This is a genomic window from Streptomyces yatensis, from assembly GCF_018069625.1.
In the GTDB taxonomy this organism is placed as follows: domain Bacteria; phylum Actinomycetota; class Actinomycetes; order Streptomycetales; family Streptomycetaceae; genus Streptomyces; species Streptomyces yatensis.
Genome location: NZ_CP072941.1, coordinates 8734709 through 8750330, shown reverse-complemented (window position 1 = coordinate 8750330; position 15622 = coordinate 8734709). Strand labels below are relative to the sequence as shown.

The window sequence follows — 15622 nt, the reverse complement described above, 5'->3', positions numbered from 1 at the left end:
GTGCGTTCTCAGGCGTCCGGCAGCACTCCGGGCCGGAACTTCTCGACGCCGACGACGCGGTGGACATGGTGCGGCTCGATGTACACCGCCACGCGCACCTCGCCGGGGGCCAGCCAGGGGAAGGTCTCCGTGCCCAGGTACTTCCGCGCGAGACGGTCCATGACGTGCACGCCGGGCTCCCCCTCGACGAAGCGGACGGCACGGCCCCGGATCTCCACCCGGTGATACGGATCCTCGGTGTCCATACAGCACAGTGACACCCGGGGATCGCGCCGAAGGTTCTCCTCCTTGATGCGGCCCGCCGAGGTGTTGATCACCACCAGGCCGTCCTCCAGATCGGCCCACATCGGGGTCAACTGCGGCGACCCGTCCGGGTTCAGGGTGGCCACGTGCCAGAACCTGGGTTCCTGAAGCCAAGCGCGGGTGATCTCGTCCAGGGTGGCAGCCATGCGGTTCCGCTCCTTACTCATCGTTCAAGCGGTCCAACGCATACCCGGCCACCAGGGTTCCGAACGGCCGCCGCCCCGGTCGCGGCCAACCACTCACCGGCCGTTGGCCGAACGGCCGCCTGAGGCTACCGGCACTCCGTATGCTCACTGCATGATCGATGTGCCGCTCTCCGCGCTGGAAGTCGCCATGGTCCAGACTGGTACGCGAGCCGTGGACACGCTCCGTGACACCACTGCCTTCGCCCAGCGTCTCGACGCCCTCGGCTACCACCGACTCTGGTATGCTGAGCACCACCACTCCCCCGCCATCGGCGCCTTCCCACCCGTGGTCCTGACCGCCCACGCGGCCGCGTCGACCTCGGCCATCCGCCTGGGCTCCGGAGGCGTACTCGCCCCCAACCACGCCCCCATCATGCTGGCGGAACAGTTCGGCACCCTCGCCGCGCTGCACCCCGACCGGATCGACCTGGGCATCGGCCGCGGCCCCGGCACCTTCGACGAGACCACGGCCCGGGCACTGCGGCGTGGCGCCGGGCCGACGACGGACGACGAGTACCGGGACGACGTGGCGGCGACGCTGCGGTTCCTGGTCGAGGAGGTCGCGCTCGGCACGCTCCCGGAGCCGTGGCTGCTGGCCTCCAGCAACGGCGGTGCGGCGCTCGCCGCGCGGCTCGGCCTGCCCATGGCCTTCGCCCATCACATCCGTCCCGACAACACGCTCGCCGCGCTCGACCACTACCGTGCGCACTTCGCCCCCTCCCCGTGGTGCGCGAGCCCCCGGGTGCTGGTGTGCGTGGAAACCATCTGCGCCGAGACCGAGGAGGAGGCGGCGCGGCTGTCCGGCCCGATGAACGTCGTCAAGGCCGGGCTCCTCAAGGGGCACAGCGAGGTCCCGTTCCCCTCGCCCGAAGAGGCGTCGGAGCACCCCTTCACCGCTGAGGAGCGGGCGGGGGTCACGGCGTTCGGGGCCCATCAGGCGTACGGCACGCCCGAGACCGTCCTGCGGCGGCTGACGGAGGTGGCGAAGGCGACCGGCGCGGAGGAGCTGATGCTGGTCACACCGGTCTACTCGCTGGCCGCCCGCCTGCGCAGTTACGAACTCGTCAAGCAGCACGCCGCCACGGCGTAGGCGACGATGCCGCGGCGCTGATACTGATCGGACAAGCTCACGGGAGGTGCCCCGGGCCGCTCATGGCCCGGGGCGCCGGTGTCTCACAAGAATCACACAAAGCCGTCTCCTAGGGTTCCCGGCGACCAAGACGCACAACTCGTAGGAGGTTGCGCCATGTTCGGCAGTCGCCGTCCACGTGTCCTCGCCGCCCTGTGTGCGGCCCTGGCCATCGCGATGTTGGCCTCGTGCAACAACAAAATGGGGAGCACGGCCGAAGGTGCCACCTCTGACACCGACGCCTCGGGTTCCGGCACGAAGCCCAACATCGTGTACGTCCTCACCGACGACCTGGCGTGGAATCTCGTGAAGTACATGCCGCACGTACAGGAGATGCAGAAGAAGGGGACGACCTTCAGTAACTTCTTCGCCACCGACTCGCTGTGCTGCCCCTCGCGTACGTCCATTCTCACCGGGCAGTATCCGCACAACACCGGGGTCTTCACCAACAGCGGCGATGACGGTGGCTACCGCGCCTTCATGAAGAAGGGCAATGAGAAGAAGACCTTCGGGCCCGCGATGCAACGCGCCGGCTACCGCACCGGGTTCATGGGCAAGTACCTCAACGGATACCAGCCGGGCGACAAGAACGGCACCGACAAGCCCTATGTGCCCTCCGGCTGGGACGAGTGGGACGTCGCCGGGGAGGGCTACAATGAGTACAACTACGACCTGAACGAGAACGGCAAGGTCGTGCCCTATGGGAAGGCCCCCCAGGACTATCTGACGGACGTCCTGTCGAAGAAGGCCACCTCGTTCATCGGCTCCTCGGCGGAAGAGAAGAAGCCGTTCATGCTGGAGGTGGCCACGTTCGCACCGCACGGCCCCTACACACCCGCGCCGCGCCACAAGGGCAAGTTCCCGGGGCTCAAGGCTCCGCAGACCGATGCCTATGACAAGGCGACCGTCAACGCGCCGGAATGGCAGCGCTCATTGTCACCGCTGACGTCGAAGGAGAAGAAGGGGATCGACCGGAATTTCGCCAAGCGAGCGCGCTCGGTCCAGGCGGTCGACGAAATGATCGGTCAGCTGGAGAAGACGCTCGAGGACAAGGGCCTGGCGGACAACACCTATATCGTGTTCGGGTCGGACAACGGCTTCCACATGGGCGAACACCGGCTCCGCACCGGAAAGCAGACCGCCTACGACACCGATATCAATGTGCCGCTGATGGTCACCGGACCCGATGTTCCGGCGGGTAAGAAGGTGTCCCAGCTCGCCGAGAACGTCGACCTCAACCCGACCTTCCAGGACCTCGCGGGCGTGGATTCGCCGTCGGGCGTGGACGGGCGCAGCCTCAACGACCTGATGCACGGCCGGACCGAGGACGAGTGGCGCGATGCCGTCCTGGTCGAGCACCATAAGGCGAAGTCCAAGAAGGGCGATCCCGACGCGGCGCCCAAGAACGCGGGCGACCCGCCGACCTACGCGGCGATGCGCACCGATGACTCCCTCTATGTCGAATACACCGATGGGGAGCGGGAGTTCTACGATCTGGACTCCGACCCCGAGCAGCTGACCAACCGGGAGGCGTCCCTCTCGGCCGAACAACGGGCCGCCCTGCACCGCACCCTCACCGCGCTCCAGCGGTGCAAGGGCGCGGAAAGCTGCCAGGACGCGTCCCGGACGCAGAGCTAGCGGCGCCCTGAGGCCCGGCTCCGGCTACTGGCCGGGGCCGGGTGCCGCTTCCGGCCCGGTCGCCTCGAACTCGACGCGGACCTCGTCGGACAGCTTCAGCGCACCCAGGAACGCGCTGTACGGCTTGATGCCCCAGGTGGACTGGGTGACGGACGCCCAGCCGCGCAGCGTCCCCCGGGGATCGCCGCTCCCGTGCACCGTCACCGGGTGGGTCCGGCCCTTGATGGTGAGGTCGCCCGTGATCTCGAAGGACTCGGGCGTTCCGGTGATCCTCGTGGAGCGGAAGGTGATCGTGGGGTGCTCCGCGGTGTGCAGCAGCCCCTTGCCCTCCAGCGTCCGCTCGATCTCGGCCCGGTCGCCCTCGGAGAGCGGCTTCAGCCCGCCGGTCGCCTCCCGGACGCTCAATGAGTCCGTCTCGACCGTCACGGTCACCGACGACTCCTCGGGGGCGCCGCCGACCACCGTCGCCTCCCCGGACCATCGGGTGGCCTCGATCGTCAGATCGTGCCCCGCCCTCCGGCCGAGCCCGGTACGGCTGGTCTTGATCAGCAGTCGTCCGCCCGGCGGTCCGAGGCGATGGCTTCCCTCACTCAGTGTCACAGCACTCACCGTACGCGACGGCTCCGGGCTTTCGTGGCATCCATCCCGGTACGTCCCATGGCCGCGTCGTGGCGCTCAGCCGCCCAGGGCGTGGATCTGGTTGACGATGGCGCGCATCTGGGGTGCGGACTTCTGGGCGTAGTCACGGCCGGTGAAACCCCACCAGTCCCAGCAGCCCTGAGGGTTGCCGCGGACCAGGCTGATATCGGTCTGCGGGTAGAGGATGACCAGGTTGTTGGTGTCGGCGTATTCGTTCAGATGTGACGCGCGGGCGAACCGGTCTCCCACGAACTTGTTGTCGCTGAGACAGCCGTGGAGGGCGACGACGAGCTTGCAGGGGGCGCCCTGGGCGCAGGAGTCCGGTGTGTAGCGGAAGCCCGTGCTGCCCAGGCTGTACCACTGGGCCCAGCCGCCCGGTACGTAACGGTCCTGGTCATAGCGGGTCAGGGTGCCCGACTGCCCGGGCGCGGGCGCCTTGACCGCGGCGTCGCCGAACCAGTGGCGCAGCATCTCCCCCTGCGGGTCGTTTCCGCAGTTGATCAGGAAGGGGTAGAAGGTGGCGCCGCAGGGCAGCGGTCCGTTCGGGGTGGGCCAGCCGTGGCCTGCCGGATCGGTGTCGTGGTAGGCGGTGCGCGCCCCGAAGTCCCGGTAGAACCGCACCCCTTCGTCGCTGACGCGGTCGCGGACCAGCGGGTCCTTGGTGCCGTGGTAGGTGTAGACGGGGGTGTCCACGAGGTTGGCCACGGGGTCGATGCGCCCCTCGGCCGACCAGCGGCGCGCTATCTGCTCGATGCCTTCGGGGTCGGTGGAGACCAGGCCGGTGCCGCAGGCGATCAGGCCGGTGATGATGCCGCCCTTGCCGCAGTAGTACGGGCCGGCGGCGAACACGCCCGTGCCCTTGACGGTGCCCGAGTACGCCACCTGCAGCTGAGAGGCCATGAAGCCGCCGGAGGAGATTCCGGTGACGTAGGTGCCGGTGATGTTCAGCCGGGGCAGGCCGGGCTCGTCGGCGGACGCGGTCGGGCCGGTCAGCACGGCCAGGGCGGTGATGAGGGTGGTGAGGGCGGCTCGCAGGGCGCTTCGTCTCATGGGTGCGCTCTCCTTGTGGGGGCTACGGAGGGATGGAGATCACCTGAGGTCGACCAGCCGGTCGGCCACCGTCCGCGCATGGCCGCCGAGCAGGATCGTGTAGTGGTTCGAGGAGTGGATCAGTTCGCCGGTCAGCCGGGACGCGTGGCCGAGCCAGTGGTCCACCGTCTGCCGCGGGAGCATCGGCGGGGTCCGGCCCATGAGTCCGAGTGGCGCGTGCAGCAGCAGCGTGGGCACGGCGAGGCGGGTGAGGTCCGCGCCGAAGGAGCCGGCGTGGCAAAGGAGTTCGCGCCCGTCGGCCCGCACGGCTTCGGTCAGGACCCGGGAGCGGCGGGCACCGGGCGGCCCGGTGAGGTCGTACCGCGCATACGCCTCGATGTCCTCGTTCCAGGACGGCCCCAGCGCCGGGTGGTCCCGGAAGCCGTCCAGATACGTCTCGTCGTCGGGGTAGGTGCGGCCCAGGCGCGCCATCGCCGGGCCGAGGGTGAGGTCCAGCAGCGCGTCCGGATCGGCGCCCGCGGGCACCGGGAGCGGAAGCCCGCCGTCGACGAGCAGCAGCCGGTCGAAGAGCTCGGGTGCGCGGGCGGCGGCCCGCAGGGCGACGTAGGCGCCCATCGAGTGGCCGGTGAGCGCCACCGGCGAGCCGCCGCCCAGCAGCTCGGCGGCGCGGCAGACGTCCGCGGCGTGGCGCCCGATGCCGTACGGGCCGGGGGTGTGCGCGCTGCCGCCGCGACCGCGCAGATCGATCGCGTACAACGACCACTGGGCGGGCAGATGGCGGGCCACGCCCCGGAAGGACATGCCGGATCCGGTGATGCCGTGAGCGGCGACGACGGCACGCGGTCCGGTGCCGAACCGCAGGACGGACAGCACTCAGCCGTCGACGGGCAGTTCCAGCTCGATCGGCTCGCTCATCGGACCTGGCCCCGGTGTGCGCGGAGCTCGGGTGCGAGGACCTGGCCGGTGGGGCCGGGCGGTGTGGCGACGCTGGGCTGCATGGGATCTCCCGGGCGGTCGGACGGTGGGGCCGCCCACCACCATCGGCGCTCCCGCCCCGGCACACCATGTGCCGATGCCCAACAACCCGCCCTCGCCATATGGGCGCATGCGCACACCTGATGACCCCGGGGCGGCATCGGCCTAGCCTTCGGCCATGCTGACGCCCCAGCCCCAGCCCCAGGCCGACCAGAGACTCCGCGGCGCGCTGGCCGGTGCCCTGCTGGACCACATCGACGCCCTGACCACCCGCGTGGTGGCGGACATCCATGCCCACAGCGAGATGTACGCCTCGGAGCGTCCGGTCTCCGGCCCGGACCTCACCGCCGTGTGCCGGGACAATCTGATCCGCGCGCTGGAGGACTTCGGCGGCCTGCCGCCCACGGGCGACTTCGAACAGGCGGCGCGCGAGACGGGCCGGCGGCGTGCCGTCCAGCAGGTGCCGCTGGACACGGTGCTGCAGGCGTACCGGCGTGGCGGACGGGTGATGTGGCAGGCCATGACCGAGGTGTTGCGCGGCTGGTCCGAGGTGGCCCAGGACACGGCGCTGGAGGTCGCGGGGGCGCTGTGGGAGACCATCGACCGCTATTCGTCGGTGATGGCCGACGCCTATCGGATGGCGCAGCTGGAGTTGCACCATCGGCAGGACACCCGGCGTGGCGCCCTGTTCGAGGCGCTGCTGGACGGGAGGGGCCACGATCCGGTGGTGGCGAAGGCGGCGGCGGCCGCGCTCGGCGTTCCCGAGCGGGACCGTTACGCCATGGTGGTGGCGGCCCAGGACCCGGCGGCGCCACCCCATCCGGCGCCGGTTCTGGCCGCGGCCGACGTCTGGTCGTTCTGGCGGCCACGGGCCGAGCGGTATGCGGGGATCGTACGGATCGGCCCGCGCGCCCCCGGGATGCTCCTCGGGATCCTGCGCAGGCATCTGGGCGCCACCGCCGGTGTCTCACCCCCCTTCGCCCGCCTCGCCGAGGCGGGGTCGGCGCTGCGCCTGGCGGAACGGGCGCTGCGCACGCTCACCCCGCGCAGTGGCGAGGTCGCGGCGCTCGACGAGCGGTTGCCGGAGGCCCTGCTGTGCGAACAGCCGGAGATCACCGAGCGGCTGGTGGCGCACTACCTGGGCGGTGTCCTGAGCAGACCCGTCGAGCGTGAAGTGCTCCTGGAGACACTGTCGGTCTGGCTCGGCACCGGCGGCTCCGCGGGGCGCTCCGCCGAGCGGCTCTTCTGCCACCGCAACACCGTACTCAACCGCATCGGCAGGATCACCGAACTGACCGGCTGGTCGCCGGATTCGGGCGAGGCCCGGCTGGGCTGGGCGCTGGCACCGCGTGCGCTGCCCGGTCCGGCCGCCGACACCGACGGCCTCTCAGGCGCCGGGCCGGTGTGACGCCTACGGTCCCGCCGCTGGCGGCGGTGCCATGGCGGGGATGACGCCACCGGCGAGAACGGCCTCCCGCTGCCGGGGGGAGAGCCGGTGGCGGACGGCGTACTCCTCGTCCCGGGTCGCATTGCGGACGCGGAGTGTCGGGGCACCGGCCGGGGAGAGGGCCTCGCGCAGCCCGGACAGGTGCAGCCGGTCGTCGGTCTCGATGCGCTCGTAGTCGGCGGGATCCTCGAATTCCAGGGGCAGCACACCGAAGTTGACGAGGTTCTGCCAGTGGATACGGGCGTAGGACTTGGCGATGACGGCTCGCAGTCCGAGGTAGCGCGGTGTGATGGCGGCGTGTTCGCGGGAGGAGCCCTGGCCGTAGTTGGCACCGGCGACGATGAGATGCCCGGTGTCCTCCCGGACCGCCTCGGCGCGCCGCGGGTAGTCGGGGTCGAGCCGGGTGAGGGTGAATCCCGCGAGCTTGGGGATGTTGGAGCGGTAGGGCAGGGCGGCCGCTCCGGCCGGGGAGATCTCGTCGGTCGAGACATCGTCACCGGCCTTGAGGAGCACGGGGCCGTGCAGACTGTCCGGCAGCGGATCCAGCTCGGGCAGTGCGGAGATGTTGGGGCCGCGTTCCAGCGCCACGCGCGCGGCCTCGTCCGGTGGCAACGGCGGCTCCAGCATGGCGTCGTTGTTCGAGGGCGGGTCGGGCAGATCCGGCGTGGGAGGGTCCGCCGAGAGGCGGTCGGCCCAGTCCCGCGGATCGGTGATGACGCCGCTCAGCGCGGAGGCCGTGGCGGTCTCCGGTGAGCACAGCCACACCGCGTCGTCCTCGGTGCCGGAACGGCCGGGGAAGTTGCGCGGGAAGGTGCGCAGGGAGTTGCGTCCCGAGGCCGGTGCCTGTCCCATGCCGATGCAGCCAAGACAGCCCGACTGGTGGATCCGGGCACCGGCGGCGATCAGGTCGAACGTCGCCCCGCGGCGCGTCAGGTCCTGGAGGATCTCGCGGGATGTCGGGTTGATGTCGAAGCTCACCCCGGCCGGGACCTGCCGCCGGGCCACCATGGCGGCCGGGACGGCGAAGTCGCGGAACCCGGGGTTGGCGGAGGAGCCGATGACGACCTGGGCGATGGGCTCTCCGGCCACCTCCCTGACCGGCACGACGTTTCCCGGGGAGGTGGGCCGTGCGATGAGCGGCTCCAGGGACGACAGGTCGATCTCCTCGTCGAGGTCATAGGACGCGTCCTGTTCCGCGGTGATCTCGACGAAGTCATCGCCACGCCCCACCCCGTCGAGGAAGTCGCGCACCGCCTCGTCCGCGGGGAAGACGGTGGTGGTGGCGCCGAGTTCGGCCCCCATGTTGGCGATGACGTGCCGGTCCATCGCGGTGAGGGAGGCCAGACCGGGTCCGTAATACTCCAGGACACGCTGGACGCCTCCTTGCACCCCGTGACGGCGCAGCAGCTCCAGGATCACGTCCTTGGCGCTCACCCAGGGGGGCAGTTCCCCGGTCAGCCGGATGCCCCAGACCTTGGGCATGGTGAGGTGGAGGGGCCGTCCGGCCATGGCGAGTGCCACTTCCAGGCCGCCGGTGCCGATCGCCAGCATGCCCAGGGAGCCGCCGGCGCAGGTATGCGAGTCCGAACCGGCGAGGGTTTTCCCGGGAGCGCCGAAGTGGTGCATATGTGTGGGGTGTGAGACGCCGTTGCCGGGTTTGGAGAACCACAGTCCGAAGCGGCGGGCGGCCGAGCGCAGGAAGAGATGGTCCTCGGCGTTGCGCTCATCCGCCTGCAGGATGTTGTGGTCCACGTACTGCACGCTGGCCTCGGTCCGGACCCGGTCCAGGTCCAGCGCCTCCAGCTCCTGCATCACCAGCGTGCCGGTGGCATCCTGCGTCAGCGTCTGGTCCACGCGCAGCGCGATCTCCTCCCCCGGCTCCATCCGGCCGGACAACAGGTGATCGCCGATCAGCCGCTGCGCCACGGTGCCGTGCGCGCGAGCACGGGGCAGATCCATAGAGCCACCGCCTTCCGGGCGGAGCGTCCGGGCCCTCCGGGCGCCCCACAGCGGGTTCCCCCCTCAGCTACCCCCATACTGCACCCGCCGGGGGCCACGGTCATGGCCCGGCGGTGCGGATGCGCGGTCGGCGGCCGTCTCTTACCATCCGGCCCCCTCCGGATCATTTTTGTCGCGACTCTTGACGTAAATCAGCGGGCGTTCGCATGCTGTGCTCCATGCCGACCAACTCCGAGCACAGGTTGCACATCGACAGACGGACGTTGTTGACCGGAGTCGCCGGATCCCTGGGAGTCGCGGCGGGACTGCCCGCGACCGCGGCCCAGGCGTCTCCCACGGAGGGCGCGCCGATGCGGCGGCACCCGTCGAACTGGCCCCAACTCCAGCCCTACGGCCTCGCGGACACCCGGCTGGACCTGTGGCCGCGTCAGGACAACTCCTTCGTCCTCCCGCTCGAACCGCGGCCCCGCGACCGGGAGCGCGGCGTGGTCTGGATGCGGGACACCTACGTCAACTGCTTCGTCGTGGACGGCCGTCCGCTGTACGTGGCCACCGGCACCACCCGCGTGCCCGGGCTCGACGCGGCCGCCCCCTGGAACGACGGCATCTTCGTGTGGATCTCCCGGTCCCTCCGGGGGCCATGGCGGCTGGTGGACACGACCGGCATCCGGCCCGGCGCCGAGCGGGGCAAGGTGTGGTCGCCCGAGTTCGTCGGCGAGAACCGGCCCGGGCGCACGGTCGTCGCTCCGTGGCAGGATTACTGGTACGACGACCGGTTCGGCAAGCGCGGCCAGGTCTGGGCCCCGGAGCTGCACTACTTCAACGGCACCTGGTACCTCGTCGCGTGCATGGGCGACCACTCCCGGAAGGTGGGTTCGTTCCTGCTGGTGAGCGAGGGCGGGGTCGAGGGCCCGTACCGGCTCGTCGAGGGCAACCTCGACAAGCCCTTCGGCGATGCGTTCATCGGCGGGCCGGACTTCATCGAGCCCGGCGCCTACCACCACATCGACGGCAGCCTCTACACCGAGGGCGACGACGCGTGGCTGGTGCTCCACAACGACCTGTACGCGCCGTTCCGGAACGACATGGAGGACATCCACCCGACGACCAGGCTCCCCACGTTCCGGCAGATGCCGTACGCCCCCGAGCCGTATCTCGAGGGCGCGTACGTGTTCAAGTACCGGGGCAAGTACTACCTCGTCCAGGCCGCGTGGGACCGTACGTCCATCGATTCCGACGGCAGCACGCGCTATGCCTACGACCCACCGGGCCCGGGCCGGGTGCAGTATCAGTACGACGCCGTCGTGGCCGTCTCGGACAGCTTCGAGGGGCCGTACTCCCAGCGGTGGACCGCGGGGGTCGGGGCCGGCCACAACAACTTCTTCGTGGATCACGGCGGCCGTCTGTGGGCGACGTTCTTCCGCAATCCGAACTTCGGCTACTGGTCCCATCCGTCGCGCATCGCCGACGCCGCCGTCCCCGGTGTCGTACGGCTGGAATGGACCGGCCCGGAGGGCAACCGCCTCTATGTCCAGCGCCGGAAGCGGGATGGTGTCACGGGGTGACCGGGCCGTCGAGCTCGACGATGATCCGGACGCTGTCCGGGCGGGACCAGGTGGAGCTGCACATCACCGCGCGCCCGGAGGCCGCGTCCCGGCTCAGGCTCTCCACCAGCCACACCGGCCGGTTGTGCGCCGTCTCCAGCCCCTCCGCCACCCGCCGGTCGGGCAGCACACTGCTCACCCGGCACCAGGCACGGACCGGGGTCACCCCGCACATCTGCCGCAGGATCGTGTCCAGCGACTCCACGGCGTGCACGGCCGCGTCCAGCTCCGGCAGCATGTCGACCGGGATCCACTCCTGGGACCAGCCACTGAGCAGGCCGTCGATGTACGACTGCCGGGTCAGCAGGTGGACCGCGCTGCCCTCGGCACGTTCCAGCCGTTCGGCGATGGCGCCCGTGACCGGGACGGTGGTCACGTCGCGCACCACGGTGCGCGGTTCACCGCCCGCCTCGCGGATGGTCTGGTGCATCGAGGGGACCCGGCTCTGGGAGAGTACGTAGTCCAGCGGACGGCTGACGAAGGTGCCCGCGCCCCGGACCCGGCGGACCAGATAGCGGCCCTCCAGCTCCTGGAGGGCGGATCGGGCGGCCGCCCGGCTGACGCCGAAGCGGGCGGCGATCTCGTGCTCGCCGGCGACCCGGACATCAGCCGGCTGGTCTGCGATCTCGGCGGCGAGTACCTCGGCAATCTCGGTATATCGACTTCTGGGCACATCGCCACTCTGAGCGTCCACGGGTTGTCCGGACAAGTCAGCGAAATAAACCATTCCGCATCCAGCTGGTGAACGTTGAGGACAGATGTCATGGCCTCGGGATGCCACCGGGAGGGACGGTTCAAGGCCGCCGCCCGAGGGGCGGCGGCCTTGCGTCAGTGGTGGTGCGGGGTCGGTGCCGGGTGTCAGGCGTACACCTTGCGCACCCAGACGGCCAGCCCCTCGATGAGCAGCACCAGCGCCAGCACCATCAGGACGATGGTGGTGACCACCGGGAACTGCAGCACCCGGGCCGCGTTCAGCAGGTCGTAGCCGATGCCACCGGCGCCGACGATGCCGAGCAGGGTCGCCGAACGCAGATTGACGTCCAGCTGGTACAGCAGGTGTCCCACCACCGCCGGCCAGGCCCGGGGCAGCACGGACCCGAAGAACACCTGGTGCCTGCGGGCACCGGTGGCGACCAGGGCCCGGGCCGGGCCCGGATCGGTCTCCTCCAGGGAGTCGGCCACCAGCTTGCCGAGCAGGCCGACCGAACCGACGCCGAGGGCGAGCGCGCCGGAGACCGCGCCCAGGCCGGTCACGACGACGAAGACGATCGCCAGGACGAGCTCCGGGATGGCCCGCACCAGGAGGATCACCGTGCGGAAGAACCGGGCCACCCGGGGCGACCCCACCACGTTCCGCGCCGCGAGGGTTCCCAGCGGCAGCGCCAGGACCAGCCCGATGAGGGTGCCCGCGAGCGCGATCTGCAGGGTGACCCACAGATCGGCCCAGAGCTGGTCGCCGATCCCACCGGTGCCGGGCGGCAGGAAGTCGCCCAGCGTCGGGAAGAACGACTCGGCGCCGCGCCGCAGGGTGCCCCAGGACAGACCGGAGCGGATGGCCGAGGCCACGACCAGGGCGACGGTGAGCACCAGCCAGGTGGTGCGGCGGATCCGCCGGGCGTCCCAGCGCGGCAGACCGCGGCGTACGGCCGTGCCACCGTGGGCCGGGGACGTCGCGGTGGCGATGGCGGTGGTGGCCGCGGTGGCGCCGGAGGACGGGCGGGCCGGAGCCGTGCCGCCCGGCCGCTCGTCGCGGCGCGCGCCCTTTCGCTCCCGGCGCCAAGGGCGCGGCCGCCGCGCCGCGGTGACGTCCTGGAGCAGCGTGCGCCGGATGGCACCGGAGATGGACTCGGCGACGAAGCAGAGCAGCAGCAGGACCACCGCGATGGCCATCGCCCGCTGGTAGTCCAGGGTGGTGATCGCCGTGGACAGCGCGTATCCCAGCCCGTTGACGCCGACGAAGCCGAGCACGGCCGAGGCGCGCAGGTTGATGTCGAGCCGGTGCAGTGCGGTGGCCACCAGGGACGGCAGTGCCTGCGGCAGCACCGCGGCGGTGATCTGCTGCAGCCGCCCGGCGCCGGTCGCGCGCAGTGCGGTGCGCGGCCCCTCGTCGGTCTGCTCGACGGCGTCGGCGTACAGCTTGCCCACCATGCCGACGGAGTGGACACCGAGCGCCACCACACCCGTCATCCCGCCCAGCCCGAAGACCCGGAAGGCCGCGATGGCGAAGACCACCTCGGGCACCGCGCGGCAGAGCACGATCACACCGCGCGAGACGAGACGGGCACCGGCCCCCGGGGTGGTGTTGCGGGCTGCCAGCAGGGCCAGCGGCACGCTGAGCACCACCGAGAGCACGGTGGCGGAGACCACGATGGCCAGCGTCTGCCAGATCAGCGAGAACAGTTCACCGGGCGGCGGGAAGTCCAGTGGCAACGTCCGCGACAGGAAGGCCACCGCGTTGTCGGCGCTGTCGGTGAGCGTGGCGATGTTGATCCGGAGCGCGATGAACGCCCACACCCCGCCGATCACACACAGCAGCAGCGCCGTGGCCGCGCTGAGCCCGGCCGCGGTGGGGCGGGCCAGGGTCCGCCGGTGCGGACGCGTGGCGCCGGGGCCGGGACCGGGGGCGGCGGGGGGCGCGGCCGGGGGATGGTGGTCGACTACGGACACTCAGTCCCCCTTCGTGAACGCCGACGAGGCGGTGGCCGACGCGGCCGCCGGGGCGGGGAGGGATCCGGGAGCGGCGGTGGGGCGGGGAGGGACGGCAGAACCGGTCGCGACGGCGGCGGCCACGCCCTCGGCGCTCCCGGCGGCCACCTCCTCGTACAGTCGCATCACCGTGGCGCGGTCGATGCCCTCGGTGGCCACGTCCATGACGACCCGGCCCGCCCGCAGGCCGATGATCCGGTGCGCCCAGGACAGCGCCAGGTCGACCTGGTGGAGGCTGCACAGCACGGTCAGTTCCCGCTCCTGGGCGACGCGCGCCAGCAGCCGCATGACCTGCGCCGAGGACTCGGGGTCGAGGGAGGCCACCGGCTCGTCGGCGAGCAGCAGACCCGGTTCCTGCATCAGGGCGCGGGCCACGGCGACGCGCTGCTGCTGGCCGCCGGAGAGGGTGTCCGCCCGCTGGAAGGCGTGTGCGGCCAGGCCCACCTGTTCCAGCCCGTCCAGCGCGCGCTCGCGCACCGCCCGCGGGTAGCTGAGCAGCCCCAGCCGGGGTCCGCGCAGCGATCCGAGGGCGCCGGTGCACACGTTCTCCAGCACGCTGAGCCGACCGACCAGGTGGAACTGCTGGAAGACGAAGCCGATCCGGCGGCGCAGCGCGCGCAGCTCGGACCGGTCGGCCCGGGCCAGCGCGGTGCCGAGGACGGTGCCGTCGCCGGAGGTCGGCGCCTGGAGGCCGTCGAGCAGCGAGAGCAATGTCGACTTGCCGGAGCCGGAGAGCCCGAGCAGCGCCACGACCTCGCCGGGCCGCACCTCGAAGGACACATCGTCCACGGCGAGCAGGGAGTCCGCGCCGGTGCCGAACCGCTTCGTCAGGCCGTCCAGCCGGATCACCGGCTCCCCGGCGGTGACCGGGGAGCCGGTGGCGGTGGCGGTGGCGGAAGTGGCCGCGGTGGCGGTGGGGGCCGGGGCCGTCACGAGCCGTCCTTGCACTGCGCGTCCTTGGTCGCGTCGCAGACCGCGCGGACGCTGTCGTAGTCGGAGTCCTTGACCTCGGCGAAGCCCCAGTTGTCGTCGATCTTGCAGCCGTCGCCGGAGCAGTAGCCCTTGGACTCCATGTAGTCGGCGTTGCCCTTGGTCAGGAACGCGTCGATGATCTTCTTCTGCAGGCTCGCGGTGAGGTCGGTGGAGACCGCGGCGGGCGAGCCGGGGATCTCGGTGGACTTCCAGACGGTCTTGAGCTGGCCCTTCTTGAGCTTGCCCTGCTTGATCAGATCGCTGTCCACCATGGTGTCGAAGGCGAACCCCGCCTCGCAGTCGCCGGAGGCGACCGACAGCGCCGAAGCGTCGTGACCGCCCGCCATGACCTTGGTGTAGTCGGCGGGCTTCACGCCCGCCTTCAGCAGACCGGCCTGCGGATAGAGATAGCCGGACGTCGAGGTCGGGTCCACGAAGCACACCTTGTGGCCCTTGAAATCGGCGAGGCTGTTGATGTCCTTGGAGCCGCCGCGCGTGATGCCGTACGACTTGTAGCCGGGCTTCGCACCCTTGGCGGTGACCAGCGCGCCGGCCAGCTTCACACCCACTCCGCTGTCCTTGGCGACGACGTAGGAGAGCGGACCGTAGAGCGCGACGTCCGCCTTGTGCGCCCGCTGCGCCTCGATGACGGCGGCGTAGCTGGTCGCCTTCTGCATCTGGACCTTCTTGCCGGTCTCGGCCTCCAGCAGCTTGACGAGCGGGGCGTACTGCTGGGCGAGGGAGGTGGAGTTCTCGGACGGGATGGCCGCGACCACCAGAGAGTCGGGATCCCGTCCGTCCGACGTGGAGCCGTTGTCCGAGGCACTGGCGCCGCAGGCGGTGAGCACGAGGGGCAGCAGCGCGGCGGCGAGGGGAAGGCGGAGGTGGCGAGGCATGGGGCGTCCTTCGAGCGGTGGGGCGATTCGGGCCTCTCGGGGAGGTGAGGGCACCGGCGGTAACGCCCACCTTGCGGAGAACAGGTGTGCACGCCCCTCGCCGTCGGTTACGGCTGGCT

The 15622-nt window shown here is 71.1% G+C and carries 13 protein-coding genes; 4 read left to right on the top strand and 9 right to left on the bottom strand.

What is annotated here, in order from left to right:
• Window positions 1-8 precede the first annotated feature (8 nt).
• On the bottom strand, window positions 9-449 hold the full coding sequence (locus tag J8403_RS36675) for a PPOX class F420-dependent oxidoreductase (RefSeq protein WP_211126927.1): 441 nt from the start codon (window positions 447-449) through the stop codon (window positions 9-11).
• A gap of 151 nt (window positions 450-600) precedes the next feature.
• On the opposite strand from J8403_RS36675, the gene J8403_RS36670 reads away from it, so the two are divergent.
• Window positions 601-1578, top strand: a complete 978-nt coding sequence (locus J8403_RS36670) for an LLM class flavin-dependent oxidoreductase (protein WP_211126926.1) — start codon at window positions 601-603, stop codon at window positions 1576-1578.
• 156 nt (window positions 1579-1734) lie between these two features.
• A complete protein-coding gene (locus J8403_RS36665; protein WP_211126925.1) occupies window positions 1735-3255 on the top strand; it encodes a sulfatase family protein in 1521 nt (506 codons plus the stop codon).
• A 24-nt stretch (window positions 3256-3279) separates the two neighbouring features.
• Here the strand turns inward: J8403_RS36665 and J8403_RS36660 are convergent, their stop codons facing one another.
• The 3 genes from J8403_RS36660 to J8403_RS36650 form a co-directional block, all read right to left on the bottom strand.
• Window positions 3280-3855, bottom strand: a complete 576-nt coding sequence (locus J8403_RS36660; RefSeq protein WP_211126924.1) for a YceI family protein — start codon at window positions 3853-3855, stop codon at window positions 3280-3282.
• 75 nt (window positions 3856-3930) lie between these two features.
• Window positions 3931-4944, bottom strand: a complete 1014-nt coding sequence (locus J8403_RS36655) for an extracellular catalytic domain type 2 short-chain-length polyhydroxyalkanoate depolymerase (protein WP_211126923.1) — start codon at window positions 4942-4944, stop codon at window positions 3931-3933.
• 39 nt (window positions 4945-4983) lie between these two features.
• Window positions 4984-5817: an alpha/beta hydrolase gene (locus tag J8403_RS36650; RefSeq protein ID WP_281427965.1), complete on the bottom strand. Its 834-nt coding sequence runs from the start codon at window positions 5815-5817 to the stop codon at window positions 4984-4986.
• A 280-nt stretch (window positions 5818-6097) separates the two neighbouring features.
• Between J8403_RS36650 and J8403_RS36645 the strand changes: the two genes are divergently transcribed.
• Window positions 6098-7327, top strand: coding sequence for a PucR family transcriptional regulator (locus tag J8403_RS36645; RefSeq protein ID WP_211126922.1), 1230 nt, complete (start codon window positions 6098-6100; stop codon window positions 7325-7327).
• 3 nt (window positions 7328-7330) lie between these two features.
• On the opposite strand, the gene J8403_RS36640 is transcribed toward J8403_RS36645, so the two are convergent.
• Window positions 7331-9325, bottom strand: coding sequence for an aconitate hydratase (locus J8403_RS36640; RefSeq protein ID WP_211126921.1), 1995 nt, complete (start codon window positions 9323-9325; stop codon window positions 7331-7333).
• Window positions 9326-9543: 218 nt separating this feature from the next.
• Here J8403_RS36640 and J8403_RS36635 point away from each other — a divergent pair, with 218 nt between their 5' ends.
• Window positions 9544-10890 carry a family 43 glycosylhydrolase gene (locus J8403_RS36635; protein ID WP_246586171.1) on the top strand — a complete coding sequence of 449 codons (1347 nt, stop codon included), beginning with the start codon at window positions 9544-9546 and terminating at the stop codon, window positions 10888-10890.
• On the opposite strand, the gene J8403_RS36630 is transcribed toward J8403_RS36635, so the two are convergent.
• The 4 genes from J8403_RS36630 to J8403_RS36615 all read right to left on the bottom strand — a co-directional run bounded on the left by J8403_RS36630 (window position 10880) and on the right by J8403_RS36615 (window position 15503).
• Window positions 10880-11602 (bottom strand): GntR family transcriptional regulator, encoded by a 723-nt coding sequence (locus tag J8403_RS36630; RefSeq protein ID WP_211126919.1) that lies wholly within the window; start codon window positions 11600-11602, stop codon window positions 10880-10882. The genes J8403_RS36635 and J8403_RS36630 overlap by 11 nt on opposite strands.
• 185 nt (window positions 11603-11787) lie before the next feature.
• Window positions 11788-13596: a phosphonate ABC transporter, permease protein PhnE gene (gene phnE / locus J8403_RS36625; RefSeq protein WP_211126918.1), complete on the bottom strand. Its 1809-nt coding sequence runs from the start codon at window positions 13594-13596 to the stop codon at window positions 11788-11790.
• Window positions 13597-14568, bottom strand: a complete 972-nt coding sequence (phnC, locus tag J8403_RS44475) for a phosphonate ABC transporter ATP-binding protein (RefSeq protein WP_211126917.1) — start codon at window positions 14566-14568, stop codon at window positions 13597-13599.
• Window positions 14565-15503 (bottom strand): phosphate/phosphite/phosphonate ABC transporter substrate-binding protein, encoded by a 939-nt coding sequence (locus J8403_RS36615; RefSeq protein WP_211126916.1) that lies wholly within the window; start codon window positions 15501-15503, stop codon window positions 14565-14567. Before J8403_RS36615 ends, phnC begins: the two co-directional genes overlap by 4 nt.
• Window positions 15504-15622: the final 119 nt, after the last annotated feature.